At 64.8% G+C, this 21414-nt stretch carries 20 protein-coding genes; 8 read left to right on the forward strand and 12 right to left on the reverse strand.

The window, feature by feature from the left end; translation table 11 throughout:
* Window positions 1–533: 533 nt before the first annotated feature.
* Both tilS and dacB read right to left on the reverse strand, forming a co-directional pair.
* On the reverse strand, window positions 534–1436 hold the full coding sequence (gene tilS, locus RIU96_RS00460; RefSeq protein ID WP_144689542.1) for a tRNA lysidine(34) synthetase TilS: 903 nt from the start codon (window positions 1434–1436) through the stop codon (window positions 534–536).
* A complete protein-coding gene (gene dacB, locus RIU96_RS00465; RefSeq protein ID WP_259809972.1) occupies window positions 1436–2689 on the reverse strand; it encodes a D-alanyl-D-alanine carboxypeptidase/D-alanyl-D-alanine endopeptidase in 1254 nt (417 codons plus the stop codon). Before dacB ends, tilS begins: the two co-directional genes overlap by 1 nt.
* A gap of 69 nt (window positions 2690–2758) precedes the next feature.
* On the opposite strand from dacB, the gene RIU96_RS00470 reads away from it, so the two are divergent.
* Window positions 2759–3292, forward strand: coding sequence for an inorganic diphosphatase (locus RIU96_RS00470; RefSeq protein ID WP_259809970.1), 534 nt, complete (start codon window positions 2759–2761; stop codon window positions 3290–3292).
* Window positions 3293–3313: 21 nt separating this feature from the next.
* On the opposite strand, the gene RIU96_RS00475 is transcribed toward RIU96_RS00470, so the two are convergent.
* Entirely contained in the window at window positions 3314–4138 is an 825-nt protein-coding gene (locus RIU96_RS00475) for a hypothetical protein (RefSeq protein ID WP_259809968.1), read from the reverse strand.
* Window positions 4139–4240: 102 nt separating this feature from the next.
* Window positions 4241–4957 (reverse strand): sortase family protein, encoded by a 717-nt coding sequence (locus tag RIU96_RS00480; RefSeq protein WP_136649055.1) that lies wholly within the window; start codon window positions 4955–4957, stop codon window positions 4241–4243.
* A 35-nt stretch (window positions 4958–4992) separates the two neighbouring features.
* Between RIU96_RS00480 and RIU96_RS00485 the strand changes: the two genes are divergently transcribed.
* The 3 genes from RIU96_RS00485 to RIU96_RS00495 are packed head-to-tail and all read left to right on the forward strand — an operon-like array spanning window position 4993 to window position 9591.
* Window positions 4993–5292: a rhodanese-like domain-containing protein gene (locus RIU96_RS00485; protein ID WP_136648949.1), complete on the forward strand. Its 300-nt coding sequence runs from the start codon at window positions 4993–4995 to the stop codon at window positions 5290–5292.
* Window positions 5293–5348: 56 nt separating this feature from the next.
* A complete protein-coding gene (locus RIU96_RS00490) occupies window positions 5349–5804 on the forward strand; it encodes a MarR family winged helix-turn-helix transcriptional regulator (protein WP_136648950.1) in 456 nt (151 codons plus the stop codon).
* 10 nt (window positions 5805–5814) lie between these two features.
* On the forward strand, window positions 5815–9591 hold the full coding sequence (locus RIU96_RS00495) for a Pls/PosA family non-ribosomal peptide synthetase (protein WP_311205028.1): 3777 nt from the start codon (window positions 5815–5817) through the stop codon (window positions 9589–9591).
* A 7-nt stretch (window positions 9592–9598) separates the two neighbouring features.
* Here the strand turns inward: RIU96_RS00495 and RIU96_RS00500 are convergent, their stop codons facing one another.
* Window positions 9599–10018 carry an organic hydroperoxide resistance protein gene (locus tag RIU96_RS00500; RefSeq protein WP_280985046.1) on the reverse strand — a complete coding sequence of 140 codons (420 nt, stop codon included), beginning with the start codon at window positions 10016–10018 and terminating at the stop codon, window positions 9599–9601.
* Window positions 10019–10155: 137 nt separating this feature from the next.
* On the opposite strand from RIU96_RS00500, the gene RIU96_RS00505 reads away from it, so the two are divergent.
* Window positions 10156–10587 (forward strand): MarR family winged helix-turn-helix transcriptional regulator, encoded by a 432-nt coding sequence (locus tag RIU96_RS00505; RefSeq protein ID WP_181729662.1) that lies wholly within the window; start codon window positions 10156–10158, stop codon window positions 10585–10587.
* A gap of 84 nt (window positions 10588–10671) precedes the next feature.
* Here the strand turns inward: RIU96_RS00505 and RIU96_RS00510 are convergent, their stop codons facing one another.
* From RIU96_RS00510 to RIU96_RS00525, 4 genes are all read right to left on the reverse strand, one after another.
* The gene (locus RIU96_RS00510) at window positions 10672–11388 is read right to left on the reverse strand and encodes an enoyl-CoA hydratase-related protein (RefSeq protein WP_309485229.1); all 717 of its coding nucleotides are present in this window, start codon (window positions 11386–11388) and stop codon (window positions 10672–10674) included.
* Window position 11389: 1 nt separating this feature from the next.
* The gene (ppk2, locus tag RIU96_RS00515; RefSeq protein WP_311205029.1) at window positions 11390–12292 is read right to left on the reverse strand and encodes a polyphosphate kinase 2; all 903 of its coding nucleotides are present in this window, start codon (window positions 12290–12292) and stop codon (window positions 11390–11392) included.
* Between the two features lie 117 nt (window positions 12293–12409).
* Window positions 12410–12601 carry a hypothetical protein gene (locus RIU96_RS00520; RefSeq protein ID WP_311205030.1) on the reverse strand — a complete coding sequence of 64 codons (192 nt, stop codon included), beginning with the start codon at window positions 12599–12601 and terminating at the stop codon, window positions 12410–12412.
* 62 nt (window positions 12602–12663) lie between these two features.
* Complete coding sequence (locus tag RIU96_RS00525; protein WP_311205031.1) at window positions 12664–12894, reverse strand: hypothetical protein; 231 nt, start codon at window positions 12892–12894, stop codon at window positions 12664–12666.
* A 480-nt stretch (window positions 12895–13374) separates the two neighbouring features.
* Between RIU96_RS00525 and RIU96_RS00530 the strand changes: the two genes are divergently transcribed.
* On the forward strand, window positions 13375–14421 hold the full coding sequence (locus RIU96_RS00530; protein WP_311205032.1) for an alpha/beta hydrolase family protein: 1047 nt from the start codon (window positions 13375–13377) through the stop codon (window positions 14419–14421).
* A 17-nt stretch (window positions 14422–14438) separates the two neighbouring features.
* Here the strand turns inward: RIU96_RS00530 and RIU96_RS00535 are convergent, their stop codons facing one another.
* The 3 genes from RIU96_RS00535 to groL form a co-directional block, all read right to left on the reverse strand.
* Window positions 14439–15326: an excalibur calcium-binding domain-containing protein gene (locus tag RIU96_RS00535; RefSeq protein ID WP_311205033.1), complete on the reverse strand. Its 888-nt coding sequence runs from the start codon at window positions 15324–15326 to the stop codon at window positions 14439–14441.
* A 378-nt stretch (window positions 15327–15704) separates the two neighbouring features.
* Window positions 15705–16289 (reverse strand): DUF2335 domain-containing protein, encoded by a 585-nt coding sequence (locus RIU96_RS00540; RefSeq protein WP_144689523.1) that lies wholly within the window; start codon window positions 16287–16289, stop codon window positions 15705–15707.
* 178 nt (window positions 16290–16467) lie between these two features.
* Window positions 16468–18105 (reverse strand): chaperonin GroEL, encoded by a 1638-nt coding sequence (gene groL / locus RIU96_RS00545; protein ID WP_136648956.1) that lies wholly within the window; start codon window positions 18103–18105, stop codon window positions 16468–16470.
* A gap of 814 nt (window positions 18106–18919) precedes the next feature.
* Here groL and RIU96_RS00550 point away from each other — a divergent pair.
* Window positions 18920–20257 carry a M20/M25/M40 family metallo-hydrolase gene (locus RIU96_RS00550; protein ID WP_136648957.1) on the forward strand — a complete coding sequence of 446 codons (1338 nt, stop codon included), beginning with the start codon at window positions 18920–18922 and terminating at the stop codon, window positions 20255–20257.
* 519 nt (window positions 20258–20776) lie between these two features.
* Window positions 20777–21313: an acetyl-CoA acetyltransferase gene (locus RIU96_RS00555; protein ID WP_136648958.1), complete on the forward strand. Its 537-nt coding sequence runs from the start codon at window positions 20777–20779 to the stop codon at window positions 21311–21313.
* Window positions 21314–21414 lie beyond the last annotated feature (101 nt).

Raw genomic sequence — 21414 nt, forward strand, 5'->3', positions numbered from 1 at the left:
AGATGTCACGGTCAAGGTGCAGCCGGGCACAAAACCCCAGGTCGCGGTTGGGGTGGGCACGTTGACTGTGACATTGCGGTGGGTGAGATGTCACGGTCAAGGCGCAGCCGAGTGCAAAACCCCAGGTCGCGATCGCGCAACAAACGCTGACCGTGACGTTGCACCGGGTGAGATGTCACGGTCAGGGTGTTTGTGGGGGCAAAACTGCAGGTCGCGGCTGGGGTAGGAAGGTTGACCGTGACATTCCGGTGGGTGAGATGTCACGGTCAAGGCGCAGCCGAGTGCATATCCCCAGGTCGCGATCGCGCAACAAACGTTGACCGTGACATTGCACCGGGTGAGATGTCACGGTCAAGGTGCAGCCAGGCACAAAACCCCAGGTCGCAACCACCGAACAACCGTTGACCGTGACATTGCACCGGGTGAGATGTCACGGTCAAGGCGCAGCCGAGCACAAAACCCCAGGTCGCGATCGCCCAACAAACGCTGACCGTGACATTGCGCCGAACAGAATACAGCACAGACAACACGCATCACCGAAGTTCGTCTAGCACCAGCCTGCCGGCAACCCGGCGCACACGTCGACTCCCGCCGACGTCAATGCCCGCCTGCCCGTGCCAGTCGGCGATGAGCCGCTCGATGGAGCGCAGTTGCGCGCCGTCGACACGCACGCCTGAATCGTGGAGCCAGGCAACGATCCGGCGACGGCGCAGTGGGGCGGGATCTTTGGCCAGTTCGGCGCAGTCGGATGTGGCTGATGTGTCGCACAGTTCCTCAATCAGTTCCCTATCCGCCGCGATGCGCCCGGCGGTCGCGGCGAGCGCCGGAACGCAGTCGCCGCCGATGAGTTCGTCGAGCTGCGGGATCACCCGGCGGCGCACGGCGACCCGGCGGTAGTTTTCGTCGACGTTCATCGGATCCTCCCACGGGGTGACCCCCAGCTCTGCGCAGGCGCCGCGGGTGTCGGCGCGGCGGATTCCTAGAAACGGGCGCAGGATTCTGTTGTCGATTCCCCCGCGCGCGGCCATGCCCGAGGGGTTGCCTCGCAACGCGCCGAGCAGAAGCGTTTCGGCCTGGTCGTCGGCGGTGTGCGCGACCCAGACGTCGACGCCGAAGGACAGCAGTGCGGCGTAGCGCGCCTCGCGTGCGGCCGCCTCCAGGTTGTCCCCGCCAACGTTGACCGCAATGACCGACGCCTCCACTCCCCAGGCGTCGGCCTGCTCCGCGGCACACCGCGCCACCTGGTCGGACCCTTCCTGGAGCTGGTGGTCGACGATCACCGCGCGCACATCCTTGTCCTCGGCCGCGGCCGCGGCGACGAGGGCGAGGGAGTCCGCGCCCCCGGACAACCCGATTACCGCTGGGTCATGCAGGGCACGCAGGGAGCGTCGACAAGCGAGGAAGTGCGGGGAGTAGCGCGGCCAGAACGGCTCCACTAGTACTTCCTCAGGGCCGAGGTCAAGGTGTCCATCGCGCGGCGCGCGGGGAGGATTTCGGAGTCGTTGGACAGCAGAGCAAACGTGTACACGTTGCCGTTCTCGCTGGTCACGGTGCCCACGAGCGCGCTGGTGTAGTCGAGTGTGCCGGTTTTCGCGCGCACCCAGCCGCGGCCAGGTAGGTCCTCGAAGCGATCGTACAACGTGCCCTCGCCGTGGGCGACGGGCAAGGTGTCGAGCAGCGGCGCGATCTCCCCGCCCTGGGCTGCTGAGAGAAGCACCGCGTCGAGCAGTGCGGGCGTGATCAGGTTCAGGGTGGACAGGCCCGAGGAGTCGGCAAGGGTGGTGCCGGCGGTGGTGAAACCGTGCTCGGCGAGCACGTCGAGGGTGGCCTGGGGCGCGGTGGAACCGCGGTGGATCGCCACCTCGCGGCCAATGGCCTCGGCCATGACGTTGTCGGAGTCCTTCATCATCGCGCGCAGGCGCGCGACCAGGTCCGGCGAGGTTGTCGTTGCCACGACCTCCGCCCCCGCCGGCGCGGTGCCCGGCCCGACGGTGGCGGCGCCAACGCTATCGGCCAGCGCCTGGGCGACATCGATCGCCGGGGTGTGGGAGCGCGGCACGTCGCCCGATTCGGCACCAAACCCGCGGCCGCCGTTGAGCATCGCAGGCTCAAGCGGGGCGATGAAGCCGGCGTCGATGTCCACCGGGTTCCACCCGGGCAGCATCGTTTCGCCCGTCCACAGGGAGGTGTCGATGAGCACCGTGTCGGCGGAGCCGATCTGCTCGGCGAGCGAGTCGATGCTTTCCTGGTTCATCCACACGTCACCCGCGGCCTTGATCACCACCTCCCCGGGGTTCAACCCACGCACGACCTCGGTGGTGATCGTGTCGGTCGCGCCGAGCTCGACGATCGCGGCCGAGCCGGTGAGCAGCTTCGTGCTGGAGGCAGGCCGCAGCGCGTCGTTCGGCGCGGACTCGAATACGGTTTCACCCGTGGCGGCGTCGGTAATGCGGGCGTGGAACGTGCCCAACGCTTCATCGGCCGCGAGCGCGGCGACCTCCGCTGCCCGCGCCGCAGTATCGACTGGCTGCGGTGTTGCGGGCTCCAGCACCGGCGTCGCCGCTGGAAGCGCGTAGGCCGGCGCGACGGTGAGCTCGGCGAGTTCGCGCTGGGCCACCACACCGAAACCGGCGACGCCGCCCACAGCGGCGAGCGCCACCGCCGCCATTACCGAAGTCCACACTTTCATCGGCGCTTACTCTAATGCACGTATGATGAGCCACGTTGATATCCCGCACATGCGCACAAAGGAGTTTTCATGGCTATTGAGGTCATCATCGAGATCCCGAAGGGTTCCCGCAACAAGTACGAGGTGGACCACGAGTCCGGCAAGATCTTCCTGGACCGCTACCTGTTCACCCCGATGGCGTACCCGGCGGACTACGGCTTTATCGACCACACCCTGGGCGACGACGGTGACCCGCTCGATGCCCTGGTGATCACCCCTGAACCCGTCTTCCCCGGCGTGACCGTGATCGCGCGCCCGGTCGGTGTGTTCAAGATGACCGACGAGGCCGGCGGCGACGATAAACTGCTCTGCGTGCTTGACGACGTCCGCTACGAGTCCTTTCAGGACATCGACGACATCGACGACTTCTCCAAGGACGAGATCGAGCACTTCTTCATGCACTACAAGGATCTTGAGCCGGGCAAGGAGGCCACCGGTTCAGGCTGGGGCGACCGCGCTGAGGCACAAAAGATCCTCCAGGCCGCGCTTGACGCCTACGAGAAGACCGGCGACAACTCCCGCGAAGGCCTGGAGGAGGAGAAGGAAGCTAAGACCGAGAACTAGGTCTTAAGGCTTTAGGGCTTCTTAGACCAAGAAGCGGCGGCCGTAGGCGAAGGCCGCGGCTCCCAACGCCGACGCGATCACCAGGGCGAATAGCGCCTTGGAGACGGTGTTGTTGCCGGTCTCGGCGGCCATGCCGCGTTGGGTGGTGGCCACAGGCTCGGCGGTTGCCGCTGCCGGTGCGTCCTCAGCGATCTCGGCGGCCTCGGCCGGGGCACCCTCGGCGGCGTAATCCACCGGCTCGCCTGCGGCACGGGCAGCCTCAATCGCCTGGCGCGCGACCTCTGCGCCGTTGTGCGCCAGCAGCTCCTGCGACGCGGTGGCCTCTTCCTCGCTCGGGGCCGCGGACACTCGCTCCACATCACTGACGTAGGTCTTGCCGTCGGCGTTGAGGTAATAGGTCTTGTCCGCGATGGAAAGTACCGGCGGCAGGGCCAGCAGGCCCGCTGCGATCGGGTCCTCGGAGGCGGGGTCGACGTGCTCGGGGCCGAAGACCTCTTCGTTCTGCACCTCGTGGGTGACGTCGTCGGCGATCTCGGCCGCCGATTCGGTCGGCGCGTCCGCGTTCGACGGGGCAATGGCCTCTCCGGTGTCGATCAGTCCGGCAACCGCGGCGCGGGAGACCTCGACGGACTTTTCGCGGTCTTCGGAGGTCAGGGCGGAAAACGCGATGTCGGCGAGCTCGCCCTCGGGCAGGTAATGGGTGCCCTCGTTGTTGAGGAAGTACTCGTTGCCCCGCGCGTCCGAGGTCACGCTCGGGTAGTCCTCGGCGTGGGCTGCGGGAACGGTGGCGATGGCAAGGGCACCGGTGAGAGCGGCGGCGATGAGGGTCGTACGGTTGCGCTTCATAAGGGTGTCACTCCAGGTCTCAAGTCTCAATTGCAACTTTAGGGTTCAGCCTCAACTTTAACAGCTTTCACAGAGGAAACAAGGCAGCGACACAAAAACCCTTTAGGGCACCCCCGCAACCACCTCCGCGAACTGCCACCCCACCACAGCGTTGCGCACCGAATCCGACAGCAGCGGCTGGATACAACTAATTGTCAGTAGCCGCCCCGGCGTCGGCCCCGTCCCCCACACCGCCGGGTCCTGCGCCAGCGCATCCTTCGTGGGGTCGTGCAGGTCTGTGGCCACGTACTTCAACCAGTTCTCGCCGGATGTTTCGGTGCGCACGTACAGCGCGTCGCCTTCTGCCACGGTGTGGGCACCGGCGCGGGCGTCGTAAAGCTGATCGAAGACGCCCGGCAGCCCCGCGCCCGTGTGCCCGGCAATAACCACCACATCCCCCGCGTCCGGCCCGGGCAGCTCGTACGGCCGATCCGGCGCCGTGTAAGCGCAGGCCAGGCCCATCGTCGCGGGGTTGATCGCGCCGTCTTTGACACGGCAGTCAGCCTGCTCGAACTCCGCGCTCAAGCTTATCGACGGCACCACCAACGCCACCGGCCGACTTTGCGCGATCTCCTGCGGAACATCAGCAGGCACGGGCTGTTCAGCAGGCGCGGGCTCCGAGACCGCGCATTGGCGCGCCACGGCGAAAACGAGGATGATCACCAGCCCGAGCAGCACCAGCGCGGCGACGCGGCGGCGCACGTAAATCTCCCGGGGCAGCGCGCGGCGCGGCGCGGGCGCGACCGCCGGTGGTCTGCGCGGGTGGTATTGCTCGGGCACGGTTAACACGCTATCGGACGCGTAGACTGACACGCATGAAGACAGTCAAAGTAACCGAAGTTCCCGCCGGCGCACAGCTTATCGACGTCCGCGAGCCCGACGAGTTCACCGAGGTCCGCGCCGAAGGCGCTGTCAACCTGCCGCTGAGCGACTTCGCCGCCCAGGCCGACAAGATCAATACCGACGAGGACATCTACGTCATCTGCAAGTCGGGCGGGCGCTCCGCCCAGGCCGCCGAATACTTGGAGCAGGCGCGCGGGCTGGACAACGTGGTCAACGTCGAGGGCGGCACCACCGCCTGGGTCGAGGCCGATCTGCCACACCAGCGCGGCTAAGTTATTGGGCGGGCCAACTTTTTGGCTCCACAACAAGGTAGACCTATTCTGGTCACATGCTTCAGATCGAACTTCCCAGCGCCCTGATTAAGTCCCCCTCGTTTCAGATCGAACGTGTGCGCCGACACACCAAGGACGAGGTCGAGCGGGCGCTGAACAACCAAGGCGCGACCATGCGCGAGTTTTGGATTCTCACCTGTGTCACCGAGCAGTCCGTTTCGCAGACCCAGCTCGCGGAGCTGCTCGCCATCGATGCTTCCGACATGGTGCGGTTGATCGATTCCTTGGAAACCCACGGCTGGGTCACCCGCGAGCGCGACCCTAAGGATCGCCGCCGCCAGATAGTCACACCCACCAAAAAGGGGTCCAAGGCGCAGGCCCTGCTCGCCAGCGAAGTCGCGGCCGCAGAGGACCGCGCCCTGGATGTCTCCACCACCAAGCAGCTCAAGAGCTTGAAGAAGCTGTCCAAGGCAATTTTGCAGGAGACCGACCCGGCGACCGTGTCCAAGTAAGGGGGCCCGCTTGAGTTCGCTACTGCGCGCCCAGCTTGCCCCCGCCCCACGCACGCTTATCGACGTCCTCACCGCCACCGCCGAAACCCACCCGGACGCCGCCGCCATCGACGACGGCTCCGGTGACGTGCTGACCTATGCCGAGCTCATTGACCAGGTCAGCGACCTGGCTGCGGAGCTGCACCGCAACGGGATCCGCCGCGGGGATCGGATTGGCGTGCGGATGGCGTCGGGAAGCAGGCAGCTCTACATCGCCATCTTGGCCACCATGTGGGCGGGCTGCGCCTACGTGCCGGTCGACGCCGACGACCCCGAGGAGCGCGCCGAACTGGTCTTCGGAGAGGCGGGCATCAGCGGGCTGTTCAGCGACGAGGGCTTCCGCGTCCTCGCCCCGGCGCGCCCGGGCGATACCGACCTGCCACACCTTGACGACGACTGCTGGATCATCTTCACCTCCGGCTCCACCGGCACGCCGAAGGGAGTGGCGGTGACCCACCGCTCGGCCGCGGCGTTCGTCGACGCCGAGGCGAGACTGTTCTGCCAGGACGCCCCGCTCGGCCCCGACGATCGTGTGCTCGCCGGGCTCTCGGTGGCCTTCGACGCCTCGTGCGAGGAGATGTGGCTGGCCTGGGGCCACGGCGCCTGCCTCGTGCCGGCGCCGCGCTCGCTCGTGCGCTCCGGCCAGGACTTGGGCCCCTGGCTGATCCGCCGCGACATCACCGTCGTCTCCACCGTGCCCACGCTCGCCGGGCTCTGGCCCGCCGAAGCCCTCGACAACGTGCGCCTGCTCATCGTCGGCGGCGAGGCATGCTCGCAAGAGCTCGTCGAGCGCCTGGCCACCCCGGACCGCGAGATGTGGAACACCTACGGCCCCACCGAGGCCACCGTCGTCGCCTCCGCCGCGCGCCTGGAACCCGGCAAGGACGTGACCATCGGCTTCGCGCTCGACGGCTGGGACCTCCACGTCGCCGACGACGGGGAGCTGATCATCGGCGGGGTCGGCCTGGCGCGCTACCTCGACCCGGTAAAAGACGCCGAGAAGTACGCCCCCGTGCCCGGCCTCGACTGGGATCGCGCCTACCGCACCGGTGACAACGTCCGCCTCACCGACGACGGTCTGGCCTTTATCGGCCGCGCCGACGACCAGGTCAAGATCGGCGGGCGCCGCATCGAGCTCGGTGAGGTCGAGGCCAACGTCGCCGCGCTGCCTGGGGTGTACAACTCCGCCGTGGCGGTTCAGACCACCGGCGCCGGCGACAAGGTGCTCGTCGGCTACCTCTCCCCTGAGGCGGGCACGGACCTCGACGTCGCCGAGTTGCGCGAGCGCCTCGCCGAGGTCATGCCCGCCGCGCTCGTGCCCCGCCTGCACGTCATGGAGGAGTTGCCGATTCGCACCTCCGGCAAGGTGGACAAGAAAGCCCTGCCGTGGCCGCTTCCCGCCTCCGTGGAGGTCGCCGGGATGACGCCGACGGAGTCGTGGCTCGCCGAGGTGTGGCTCGACGTCCTCGGTCTACCGGCCGAGTCGCGCGACGCGGACTTTTTCGAGCTCGGCGGCTCCTCGCTCGCGGCGGCTTCGCTGGTGGCGCGCCTGCGTGAGCGCGTGCCGACGATCGCCGTGCGCGATCTCTACGACCACCCCCGCCTCGAAGCCCTCGCGGGTGTCATCGACGCCCACGGCGTTGCCGCAGAAGTGGTCACGCGCGATGTCGCCCCGGTCGGGCGCGGCACGCGGGTGGCGCAGACTCTGATCCAGGTCCCGGTGATGACACTGCACGCCGCGACCTTTGTCACGTGGTGGGCGATCATCGCCACCGCGCTGGGCTGGGTGTCGCTGAACTGGGTCGCGCTCGCGGTCCTCTTCATCGTGGTGTGCACCCCGCTGGGGCGCCTTCCCCTCGCAGCGCTCGGTGCGCGCGCGATCCGCGGGCGGCTACAACCCGGCAACTACCCGCGCGGTGGGCGGGTTCACGTGCGCCTGTGGGCGGCCGAGCGCTGGGTCGCGGCAACCGGTGCGCTGAATATCTCGGGCTCGACGTGGGTGGCGTACTTCGCGCGGCTGCTCGGGGCGCAGGTCGGGCGCGGCGTGGACCTGCACACGGTGCCGCCCGTGACCGGCCTTCTCACCCTGGGCGACAATGCCGCCATCGAGCCCGAGGTGGATCTGAGCGGATACTGGCTCGACGGTGACATCCTGCGCGTTGGGACCGTCACCATCGGCAAAGACGCGCGCGTCGGGGCCCGCTCCACCCTACTGCCCGGTGCGGACATCCACGCCGGCGCGCACATCGAACCCGGCTCCACCGTGACCGGCGATAAGCCGGTGAAGAAGGGTGCGCGATGGGCCGGGTCCCCCGCCCGCAAGGTGGGCCGCTCGAAACAGCGCTTCCCCGACTACCACCCGCCTAGGCGTCGCTACTGGGCGTGGCTGTACGGGGCAACCGCGCTGCTCTTAGCCGCCGTTCCGGTCGCCTCCGCGCTGGCCGGCGTGGCCGCCGTGGTGGGACTGATCCGGCTCACCGCCGGCAGCCCGTACGTCGGTGCGCTGCTGTTCGCCCCCGTCGGCGCGCTTGTCTACCTCGCGCTGTACGCGACTTTAACCTGGGTTGGCGTGCGGCTGTGCTCGCTGGGTCTGCGACCCGGCGTGACACCTGTGCGCTCCGCGCAGGGCTGGAGACTGTGGACTATCACGCGCCTGCTGGACGACGCCCGCACCCGCTTCTTCCCCGTCTACGCAGGTGGTCTCACCCCGGCCTGGCTGCGCTTGCTCGGCGCCACCGTCGGCAACGACGTGGAAGTCTCCACCGCGGTGATGATTCCGAAGCTGACCACCATCAAGGATGGCGCATTCCTAGCCGACGACACCCTCGTGGGCACCTACGAGCTCGGCCACGGCTGGATGCGCACCGGCGAGACCACGATTGGCAAACGTGCCTTCGTGGGCAACTCCGGTATCACCCAACCGGGCCGCAAGCTGGCCAAGAACTCCCTCGTGGCGGTGTTGTCGTCGACGCCGAAGAAGTCCAAATCCGGTTCGAACTGGTGGGGCTCCCCGCCCGAGCGGATGCGCAGGGTTGAAGTCACGGCTCTGGGTGGGGAAGCGCTGACGTACCGGCCGTCGGCAAGCATCAAGCGCAAGCGCGGGGCGGTGGAGACGCTGCGGCTGCTCGCACCCATGGGACATGCCGTGCTGGCCGCCGCGTTCATCGGGCTTGTTCATCTTGCTCTGACACAGTGGGAGTGGTGGGCCTACGCGCTTGGCGGGCTGGCGTACATGGTGGTCGGCGCCCTTGCTGTGGCGCTGACGGCGCTGGTCAAGTGGGTCTGCGTGGGCCGCCACCGGCCTGGCGAGCACCCGCTGTACAGCTGGTTCGTGTGGCTCAACGAGCTGCAAGACCAGTTCGTGGAACTTGTCGCCGCACCCTGGTTTTTCACCCACGCCTACGGCACGGGCGAGATGAACCTCGCTCTGCGCGCCCTGGGTGTGCGCGTCGGCCGCGGCGCGTGGATCGACTCTTACTGGTTCCCGGAGACGGACCTGTGCTCCGTCGGCGCGGGCGCGACCGTCGGACCCGGAACCGTGGTGCAGACGCACCTGTTCCAGGACCGCGTGATGTCGCTGGACACGGTTACCATCGGGCGCGGCGCCACTCTCGCGGCGCACTCCGTCGCCCTGCCGGCCGCCGTGATCGGCGACGGCGCGACGGTGTGGCCGGGATCGCTGATGATGCGCGGCGACCAGGTGCCGGGCTCGACCGTGTGGCAGGGCAACCCGATCGAGCCGCGCTAGCGAGGCGCTAGTCCTCCACGACGGTGACGTCGACGCGGATGTTGCCGCGGGTGGCGTTGGAGTAGGGGCACACTTGGTGCGCCTGGTCTGCGAGCTGTTGCGCCTCGTCGTGGGGTAGCCCCGGGATGACGACCTCGAGGGCGACGGCGAGGCCGAACCCCTGCCCCGCCTTGCCGATGGACACGCGCGCGCCCACGGAGGACTCACCCAGGTCCTTCTTGGCCTGGCGGGCCACGCTCTGCAGCGCAGAGTGGAAGCATGCCGCGTAGCCCGCCGCGAACAGCTGCTCCGGGTTGGCGCCGTCGCCGCTTCCGCCCATCTCCTTCGGGATGGCGAGGTTCATGTCGATGCGTCCGTCACCGGCCTGAACTCGGCCGTTGCGGCCGGCGCCGGTGGCGAGCGCCTCGGTGGTGTAGAGGGGTTCGATCTCGATCATGGGAATCTCCTTGGCATTAGGCCTCGTTGTGGCTGCGTTCTGGTTGCGCTGGGCGCTTAGCCTCAGCCCACCTTAGCGCGTAACTAGGTTGTGCACAACCTAATTGGGCGGTGGGTTATACTGTCGGCGTGACCTCTCACCCGCTCGACTTGGACAACCAGCTGTGCTTCTCGCTCTACCGCGCCAGCCGGTCCGTCACCCGCGCCTACCGGCCGCTGTTAGAAGAGCTGGGCCTGACCTACCCCCAGTACTTGGTCATGCTCGTCCTCTGGCAGGCGGGCGAGCCGGTGGGCGTCAACGACATCGGAGCCCGCCTCGGCCTCGACAGCGGAACGCTCACCCCCCTGCTGCGCCGCCTCGACGCCGCAGGCCTGGTCACCCGCGAGCGGGGCCGCGACGACGAACGGCGCAGGGTCATCGCGCTGACCCCGGCCGGGGCCGACCTGCGGGAACAGGCGGCCGACATCCCCGGCCACATGGCCGAGAGCTACCCTGGCGCCCCCCGCGACCTGCGCGAGCTCAAGGCCTTCCTCGACGACATCGCGCTGCGCCTCGGCTAGTACAGCGGGGACGCGGAGTCCGCGTCGGCGGTTGCGAGACGCAGCACGGGGATACCGGTGCCGGATACTACCCCCGCGCAGGTTCTACGCCCCCGTGAACCGGGGCGACCGCTTCTCCGCGCGCGCCCTCGACGCCTCGACAATGTCCTCCGACTCGAAGGGGGCGCGCATCGCCGCCTCCCTCTCCGCCGGGGAGAAGAGATCCGGCGCGAACTCGCGCTTGATGTTGCGCACGGTCAGCGGGGCCTTGCCCGCGGCCAGCTCCGCCAGCTCCACCGCTCCATCCAGCGACCCGGCGAGCACGTAACCGCAGGCCACGGCGTCATCGTAGGTCAGGGGCAGCCCGGCGAGCAGCATCGCGCGCGCACGCGAGGCGCCAACCAGCGACGCCAGCGAGCCCGCGACCCACTCGTCCACGCCGATCGCCATGTCCCCCACCGGGATGGAAAACCGCGCGCCCGGCGCGGCGACGCGGATGTCGCAGGCCATCGACAACATCATCCCCGCCCCGATGGCGGGGCCGTTGACGTAGGCGATCACGGGCACTTCCAGGGCCCGGATCGTGCGCACGAGGGTGTCGAAGATCTCAAAGAAATCGCCATCGATCTTGTCCTCGCCGAGGTCCGCCCCGGCGCAGAAGCACGACCCCGCCCCGGTCAGCAGCACGGAGCGGGAGCCGGAGGCGTCGGCGAGGGCGCCTACAAGCGCTTGCGCGAGGCCGACAGACAGCGCGTTGCGCTTCTCGTCGCGGTCGAGGGTGACCACCACGACGCTGCCGTGGGCCGAGGAGGTAACCAGCACGCTAGTCGCCGATCTGGTCGCGGCCGCGTTTGACAATCTGCGGGTCCGGCTCGCCGACGACCTCGTGGTCCTTGTTGGTGTACTCGAACTTGCTCAGGATGTAGCGCATCGCGTTGATGCGGGCGCGCTTCTTGTCGTTGGATTTAATCGTGATCCAGGGCGATTCGTCCGTGTCGGTGTAGCGGAACTGCTCCTCTTTCGCGCGGGTGTAGTCGTCCCACTTGTCCAGCGAGGCCAGGTCCATCGGGGACAGCTTCCATTGGCGCACAGGGTCGACCTGGCGAATGGCGAAGCGGGTGCGCTGCTCCTTTTGCGTCACGGAGAACCAGAACTTGGTCAGCGAAATGCCCGAGCCCAAGATCATGTTCTCCAGCATGGGTACCTCACGCAGGAACTCGGCGTGCTGCGATTCAGTGCAAAAACCCATGACGCGCTCCACGCCGGAGCGGTTGTACCAGGAGCGGTCGAAGAAGACGATTTCGCCCGCCGACGGGAAGTGCTGGATGTAACGCTGGAAGTACCAGGACGTGCTTTCGCGTGGCGACGGCTTTTCCAACGCGACCGTCCGCGCACCACGCGGATTGAGGTGCTCGTTGAACCGCTTGATGGTGCCGCCCTTGCCGGCCGCGTCGCGGCCCTCGAAAAGAATAATGTGACGCTGACCGGTGTCCTTGGTCCAGTTCTGCCACTTAAGAAGCTCGATCTGCAGGGCGCGCTTGGTTTTTTCGTACTCGTCGCGCGTCATGCGCGTGTTGTACGGGTAGTTTTCGCGCCACGTTTCAATCGGGGTGCCGTCGGACTTAAGCAGAACTGGGTCGTCGTCGTCGGAGTCGTCGACCCAGTAGCCCTCGATCTCGGCGAGGTTGATCATCGGCAGGTCGTCTTCTTTGTGGTCTTGTGCCATGAAGCACATCTTAGCGCCGCGACACCACGTGCGCTGGGCGAGATTGCCCCCAAGAGGAATAAAAAAACTCCACCCCGGAGGGTGGAGAAGCACTGTGGGCTTTTTGGGGCGAGCCGCTTAAGCGATCAGGCCGAGGAGGGTAGCAAGGCCGTCAGCGACCTGGACGAACGGCTCAATGAAGCCGAAGAGGCCATTTCCGGTGTCAAAGCTGCCAAGGAGATCGGAGATCGGGCCCCAGAAAGAAGAGCCGGTCTGGAGAGCGGAGGAACCTTCGATGAGGCCAGCAACGGTGCTGGAAGTTGCATTCATTTTCTATTCCTTTACAGAGATGGGATGAGGGGTGTTCGGGGAGGAGTCCAGAACTACTCGGACTAGCGCTGCTCGGACTGGACCGAGCTGAGCTCAGCAAGCTCGGTGACGAGGCCGATGTTGGAGGAGGTCTGCACCAGCTGAGAGGAGGTGGTGTCTGCCTGGGAGGACAGGCCCACGAGGTCGGTGAGCGGGTTGGCGCCGATGCCGGCGAGACCCTCGAGCACGTTGTTCCAGCCTTCCCAGGTGTCGACAAAGTTTTCGAGGTGGGTGATGATGGTGTTGAGATCCATGAGAAATCCCCTTGTGGAGTAGGAGCCAGTTGCCTGGCGTCTGACGGTGTCTGACACCCCACCGCGGGGCGTCACAGGAGACATGTTGCCACAAATTCCAAGCCCGTCAACCCCTGGCTCCAAGTGATTTTCCATGCAATCGAGATGGTTCTGTAATCGAAATGAATCACCAAAGGTTAATACTTTCCCAACCGGATAACGGCGAACAGGAAATACACTCTGGTAGTAATTAACGACAGTTGAACAACGTGTTAATCTCGAGACATTCCTGGGCGGTATCCCGATAGTTCTTTAACCAGCATATTTCGCACGCCGTTCTCCAGATCCACCCCCATTTAGGGGTATCTCCTCAAGTCAACCCTCTCTCTATTGCCGCCGGAGGCCTACCTCCCCTTTGCCGCCGGAAGCCATCTAAAGTGTTTTTGCGTACGCAACTTACTACGAAAAGCTTTCGCTAGATCGGTAAAGAGGAGTTAACGCATGACCACTGAAACCCAATGGGTTAAAGCCCCGGAAGGTGACGTGCCCGCAGCCCCGAGCGGCGGTACGACGTACCGGGTGCGCTACCAAGCCCAGGGTGCCCGAGCCGAGGTGCCCATGACCGGGTTGGTCACGGTTCCGGCCAACCCGCGGTCGGACGGCGCGATCGTCAGCTGGGCGCACGGCACCACCGGGCTGTCCACCTCGAGTGCTCCGTCGCTGTATGCGGAGGGCGACCCAATTGAGCGCTACATCCCGCACTGGACACGCTTTTTGCAAGGTTGGCTCGATGCCGGGTACATCGTCACCCAGCCGGACTACGAAGGCCTTGGCGTCGAGGAGGTGGGCGGCACCTACATGCACCGCGGCTCACTGGCGTCGGCAATCAACCGCCTCGTGGAGGAAACCGCGGCAAAGTTCTCCCCCGGCGCGAACTGGGTCAACGTGGGCTTTAGCCAAGGCGGCTACGCTGCGCTTGCCGCCGCCGACGCCCCCGCGGACAACTTGTTGGCCACCATCGCTATCGCCCCAGGCGACACCGAGCTCGTGAACAAGAACCTGCGGCTGATGGGTATCCGCCCCGTCGACGTGGCCAAAATGCTCAAAGGCAAAGGCGTGCGCTTTTTCCCCATCGTCATCGCTGGCGCACTCAACGCTTTCGAAGGTGTCCACGCCTCGGACTTCCTCAGCGATCGCGGGGCAGAGCTCGTCGAAAAGGCAGAGCAGGTCACACTCCCCGAGCTCACTGACTTCGTCACCGACGTCTCCGGTGGCGAGCTGTTCATCTCCAAGGCGGACACGAAGAAGATGCAAAACCTGCTCGATGAGCAGCGCCTTGAACTGATGGAGCCCAAGGGGCCGATCCTCGTACTCGCCGGCGACAGCGACACCACCATCAACCGGGAGGCCGTCAAGGCCACCATCGCCTCCTGGAAGGGCAAGGGCGTCGACGTTGAGTACCGGGAAGTGCCGGACTCCGACCACAACGGCTCGGTCAACAACAGCTACGACTTGCAGGTGGAGTGGATCGCCCAGCACGTGGGGTAGGGGTACAGCTTCCCACTCTAACGAGGGTCCTTCTCGCAGCCAACGCCGTCACCATCTCGATCGAGATGGCTGCCGTAACCTGGCTGCCCCTGGTAAATCGGGCTGCCGATGGCATTCCATACTGCCGTGCAGTTGCCATAGGATGCCGACTGGGCGGGTGCAGGAACCGCTGCAGGGGCTGGGGCCCGTGTTGGTTCCGGCGCTGGCGCAACGAAGCCCTGTGGGACGTTCTGCTGCTCGGCTTCGGACAAGGGCGAGGCCCGGGAACTTTCAGCCATCTCCTGTTCCAACTTCGCTCGTTCTTCGGCTCGAATGCTCTCGACCAATGCACTGCTAGACGCCGCCGCGCTAGAAGACAACGCAGCCGCCCGAGAGCTCGAAGCCTCTGCTTCAGTATTCCGTGTTGTGGTTGGCGGCGAGCTAGTAGTGGAACTGACAGTCATGGGTGGGGTGCTCGTTTCAGCCGTCGCGCTCGCCTCGTCGGGGGCGGTCGGAGGTGAAATCAGGCCACCCAAGACGAATGAGGTCACTGCAGCTCCAACCACCAGCGGCCAGCGCCGATCGACTCGGTTGGGTGGAGTAATCATTCCCATACCAACCCTTATCTCGGCATCATCCTCGCCCAGCAAAGGAGAGAGCGCGGCTTGCGTCGCTAAAGTCTCTTCGTAGTCCCGCTGATTGACAGCGTCGACTCTGCTGCAGTGGAACCACCACACGGAGGGAATCAGTAATGCGAGACCAAAGAAAACTCCGGTAAGGAAGTCGCGAAACGACCATGCGCCGATCCCTCCCACAACGGAAAGGAGACCAAGAACGAAGGCGGCCCACGCCAAAATCTGGCTGAATAAGTAGGGCTTACGAACGGGATTGCTGCTGACACCCGTCGCGACCACAGAAGTGCTCATTTCTAAACCTCTCCGGAAGAAGGGATAGGGCCAAGCCCCAGTCTGAAAAGACCCCGCAAGAATACTGCAAAATTCCCTTGCACTCTTGGTGAATGAACGTTTGATCCATCGGTGCCGCCGCACAGCGGCGGTGTATCACACACAAACACTGAGCGGGCCGAACGCTTTTCCAGCTGAAGGCTGAGGAACAACGGCAACCGGTTGATCTTATCTCCTGAATGCTCGCGTTAGAGCCAGGCTCCTATTTTCTGCCGTTAGAAAACCGAGATTGGATTTCGTTCCGTAATCACAGATTGAGCCGCGACACTCGGCCTCACATGGCCGATCGATGCCGCATGGAGGGTGCTAACCGAAGCGGTTCGCAGGACGCTAATCCCATTATTCGCCCCCGTTCTTTTCACCCATTCTCACCGTCCGGATGAACTTTCCGAGGAACTGCAAGACTGCAGGAGCTAGAAACAGCCCTGCTAGCGCGGCACTCTCACTGAGAGCGAATGCGACCAACGCAGTCCCAATCGACAGCACAAACATGATGAAGCTCATCCACTGCCCTCGTCGCAGGGCATCGACATCACCATGGGCAAGGGTAATGATCTCGTCATTCGAGGCAGCTACACTTTGCTCTGCCATAGAAAAAGCCCGCTCGGCCAGAGTCGGATCTATCTCAAGATACTTGGCGAGCGTCTCGGGAGAGGGCGCTGGCGCACTCCAGTATTCCGAAGCTTGAAGTAATTCGCGTCTTGTTACGAGTTCGGCTTCGTAGACTTCTTGATCTCGAGGTCGCCGATGCTCTCTTCGAGAGCTCGAAACGTCTTGACCCAGCCCTTGCGTATCGTCGCTTGGGGCGAGTGTGCCTGAATCCGTTTCGCTGTCCTCAATGGGCGCGGATTCGTTTCCATCAAGTCCACGCCCCGTCGACGGGCGCGACGAATGGGGGTGTCGTGAATTTGAGTCATCGGACATCTACCTTCTTCTTTCGAATGAACTAGGCGCTAAAAACGTTGTCTACCTCTATTGTAGGTAGCTTGCGACACGCGGTGAACGCCCTTTTCGCACACTATAGTGCTACACACAGCGCAAAGGCGCGCACCCAAACGTTAGGGTGCGCGCCTTGGATAGAGCGTCGATAAGCGAAGCGCTCCTACATCATGCCCATGGCCTCGGGGTCCATGCCAGCGCCCGCGCCAGCCGGCTCGGGCTTGTCAGCCACAACAGCCTCGGTGGTCAGGAACAGGCCCGCGATGGAGGCCGCATTCTGCAGAGCAGAACGGGTCACCTTCGCCGGGTCGTTGATGCCGGCAGCCATCATGTCCACGTACTCGCCGGTCGCAGCGTTGAGGCCGTGACCCAGCTCGAGGTGCGCAACCTTGTCGGCCACCACGCCCGGCTCCAGGCCAGCGTTGAAAGCGATCTGCTTCAGCGGCGCAGACAGGGACTCGCGGACGATCTTGACGCCCGTGGCCTCATCACCTTCGAGACCGAGGTCACCCTCGAGCTCCTTGGCAGCCTGCAGCAGGGCCACGCCACCGCCGGCGACAATGCCCTCCTCCACGGCAGCCTTGGCGTTGCGCACAGCGTCCTCAATGCGCAGCTTCTGCTCCTTGAGCTCAACCTCGGTAGCGGCGCCGACCTTGATCACCGCAACACCGCCGGCCAGCTTGGCCAGGCGCTCCTGCAGCTTCTCGCGGTCGTAGTCGGAATCTGAGTTCTCGATCTCCGCACGGATCTGCTTGACGCGGCCGTCGATCTGAGCCTGCTCGCCAGCACCCTGGACGATGGTGGTCTCGTCCTTGGTGATGACAACTTTGCGGGCCTGGCCGAGCAGCGCGAGATCGGCGGTTTCCAGCGAGAGGCCGACCTCCTCGGAGATCACCTGGCCGCCGGTGAGGATGGCCAGGTCCTGCAGCATGGCCTTGCGGCGATCACCAAAGCCCGGGGCCTTGACCGCAACGGACTTGAAGGTGCCGCGGATCTTGTTGACCACCAGGGTGGACAGGGCCTCGCCCTCGACGTCCTCAGCGATGATCAGCAGCGGCTTGCCGGACTGCATGACCTGCTCGAGAACCGGCAGGAGGTCCTTGACGTTGGAGATCTTCGCGGAAACCAGGAGGATGTACGGATCCTCGAGAACGGCCTCACCGCGCTCCATGTCGGTGGCGAAGTAAGCAGAGATGAAGCCCTTGTCAAAGCGCATGCCCTCGGTGACCTCGAGGTCGACACCGAAGGTGTTGGACTCCTCGACGGTGATGACGGACTCCTTGTTCACCGCGCCGTTGCCCACGGCGTACATTGCCTCGGCGATCTTCTTACCGATTTCCGGGTCGGACGCCGAAATGCCAGCGGTGGACGCGATCTGCTCCTGCGTCTCAACCTCCTTGGCGGACTCGAGCAGGTACTTGGAAACGCGCTCGGTCGCAGCCTGGATGCCGCGCTTAATGCCCATCGGGTTGGAACCAGCGGCAACGTTGCGCAGACCCTCGCGCACCAGAGCCTGAGCAAGAACGGTAGCGGTGGTGGTGCCGTCGCCGGCGACGTCATCAGTCTTCTTCGCTACTTCCTTGACCAGCTCGGCGCCGATCTTCTCGTACGGATCCTCGAGCTCGATCTCCTTCGCGATGGTCACGCCATCGTTGGTAATGGTCGGCGCGCCCCAGGACTTCTCCAGAACAACGTTGCGGCCCTTCGGGCCCAGGGTGACCTTGACGGCATCAGCCAGCGTGTTCAGCCCGTTCTCCAGGCTGCGGCGTGCTTCCTCGTCAAATGCGATCATCTTTGCCATGTGAGTTAGCTGCTCCTCTTACATTGAGAGTGATTAGTTTGTTGCGCCACTCAACGTCGGATTCAAGCAGGCGCCCGCGACGGCACGGCTGGTGAGTGAGGCAGCCTCACCCGCTCAAAAACTTTTAGCACTTGACTTGCTCGAGTGCTAAGACCCATATTTAGCAGTCTGGGGCGGCGAGTGCAAGATTGTCTGGTGGGTCCCGGGGGTGGGTTCTGTGTGGGGGCCTCGGGGTCGTCGGTTCTGGTTGTTTTGAGTTGACCGTGACATCTCGGGCGGTGCAATGTCACGGTGAAGCGGTGGCGGGGTGCAAAACCGCAGGTCGGTTCTGGTTGTTTTGGGTTGACCGTGACATCTCGGGCGGTGCAATGTCACGGTGAAGCGGTGGCAGGGTGCAAAACCCCAGGTCGGCTCTGGTTGTTTGGGTTTGACCGTGACATCTCGGGCGGTGCAATGTCACGGTGAAGCGGTGGCAGGGTGCAAAACCGCAGGTCGGTTCTGGTTGTTTTGGGTTGACCGTGACATCTCGGGCGGTGCAATGTCACGGTGAAGCGGTGGCAGGGTGCAAAACCCCAGGTCGGTGGCGGCCAGATCGGGTTGACCGTGACATCTCGGGAGGCGGAATGTCACAGTGAACCGGGCGCAGCACCCAAAACCCCAGGTCGCCGATGGCCAGGCCTGCCTGACCGTGACATCTCGGACACCGCAAAGTCACAGTGAAGCGCCCACCCGCCGCAAAACCCCAGGTCGACTGTGCCGGCCAACACCTTCACCGTGACATCTGCCGCCCTATCGCGGTGGTACTTTCGGTTTTATGACTCTTCCCACTCCCGATCGCGACCGCATCTTCGCCGACTTGTCCGCGCTCGTCTCGTTCAACTCGCCGCACTCCGTGCCCGCCCTCGCCGACTCGCACGAGGCGGCCTGCGCGTGGACCGTCACCGCGTTTGAACAGCTGGGCTTTAGCGTCGAGCGCCACCCCACGATTGACAACGCCGACACGATCATCGCTAACCGCGCAGGTGAGGAAGGCGCGCCGACCGTACTTCTCTACAGCCACTACGACGTCGTGCCCGCCGGCGACCCGGCGGCCTGGACCTCGGACCCGTTTACGCTGACCGAGCGCGCCGGCCGCTGGTACGGCCGCGGTTCCGCGGACTGCAAGGGCAACATCGCGATGCACCTGGAAGCGATCCGGCTTCTCGACGCCGCTGGCGGCACCCGCGCTAACCTCAAGGTCGTCATCGAGGGTTCCGAGGAGTTCGGCGGCCGCGGCGGGCTCGAGCGCCTCATCGAAACGTCGCCTGAGCTCTTCGCCGCCGACGTCATCCTTATCGCTGACTCCGGCAACGTCGCGGCCGGCACCCCGACCCTGACCACCCAGCTGCGCGGTGGCGCCCAGGTCGAGGTCAGCGTCACCACGCTCGAGGGCGACATCCACTCCGGCAGCTTCGGCGGCGCCGCCCCGGATGCTGCGGACGCGCTGGTGCGCATCGCCAGCTCGCTTTTCGACGAGCACGGGCGCACCACGATCGACGGCGTCGACTGCTTCGGTAAGTGGGAAGGCGACGCCTACGACCGCGACATCTTCCGCCACGACGCCGGCGTGCTCGAAGGCGTACAAATCTATGGCACGGTTGACGACGAGCCCGCCGACATGGTGTGGGCTCGCCCCGCCGTGACGATGATCGGGTTCACCTCCCGGCCCGTCGCGGAAGCACTCAACGCTGTCAACGCTCACGCCAGCGCGCAGTTCAACCTGCGCGTGCCGGCGGGGATGAGCGCTGCGGAGACTGTCGAGAAGCTTGAAGAGCACATCCTCGCCCACACTCCATGGGGCGCTCAGGTCAACGTCGAAATCTCCCAGGTCAACGAGCCGTTCGCGACCGACATCACCGGTCCCGCGATCACGCTTCTCGGTGAAAGCCTCAAGGAGGCCTACGGCGAGAACTCGCTGGCTGTCGTCGGCTCTGGCGGGTCGATCCCTCTGACGACGACGCTGCAGGAGCACTTCCCCGACGCCGAAATTGCCCTGTACGGCGTGGAAGAACCGATGTGCGGCATCCACGGTGTCGACGAATCTGTCGACCCGACCGAAATCGAGCGCATCGCTGTCGCCGAGGCGCAGTTCCTGCTCGAGTACGGGGCGTAGGCTTTATTTTGGGGAGGAGCTCAGCGTGAATAGAGCTTCTTAACGCGCTCCTGATGCGCGGGGGTCTTCGTTGGGAAGAGCTCAACGCAAAAACAGCGCCCGGAACGTGCATCAGATGCGCTGAGATCTTCGTTGGGAAGAGCTCAGCGTTAAAATAGCCCCCAAAACATGCCCGAAACACGCTGACATCTTCACCCCGAAGACCTCAACGCAGAAACAGCCCCCAAAGCGCGCCCGAAGCACTCTGACATCTTCACCCCGAAGAGCTCAACATGCGCGAAAAACCCGAACGTCTCCCCTGCTACCGCCCCAAAACGCCGAACATGTTGCATGGGCTACGCCAAAGTACTACTGTGATTCGCATGACACGAGCAGTCCTCCTTGTACGCCTAGTAGATAAGGCTACGCACCCCGGCCACAGTTAGCCGGCCTTTGTGGTACGGGGCAGTAGTCGCTAGGGCAACCCAGATTCAAGGACCGGCCTCACCCCGTACCCCTCACACGAAGGACACCGGCACCATGGCTCCGACTGTCACCAGTACTGCTCCCTCCACGCGATTTACTACCGCTTTTGCCCCGACCGAGGATCGCGACCCGTTCCAGATCCGCTTCGAAATTGATCAGAAGCTGCCGAAGGAACTGCGCGCGGAAGCCCAGGGCATGGACTGGGGCCTTTTCAAGGCCACCTACGCTCCGACCCCGACGATGCACATCGGGCTGACGAACATCGAGAAGCTGAACTGGAGCGATCACCACTACACCGCGGAGATCACCCACACCTCCAAGACCAAGTCGCCTTCGACCTCTGTTTGCGAAGTCACAGCAACCGGCCCGACCGCCGCAATCAGCGAGATCCTGAGCACCAACGGGCGCTACGTCGAAATCCTGGCGTTCCATCAGATCAACCTGTTCGAAGCCACCCTGACCTGTGTCAAGGTTGCGCACCAGGTCAACCACAACCGCACTGCATGGGCCGTCGGGTTCGGCCACAGCCCCGCGCACTCCATCGCCGCGGCCCTGTCCTCGGGCGCGCAGCGCATCTACGGCAACTTTTAAGAACTGGTAACCTAATCTACGTTGGTTGGCCGCGCCGCTTTTACGGCAGTTGAACCATTGCCGTAGACGCCGCCACTCGAAACCACTCCGAGCCCCAACTC

This window comes from Corynebacterium sp. Z-1 (assembly GCF_031844665.1).
Lineage (GTDB): Bacteria > Actinomycetota > Actinomycetes > Mycobacteriales > Mycobacteriaceae > Corynebacterium > Corynebacterium sanguinis.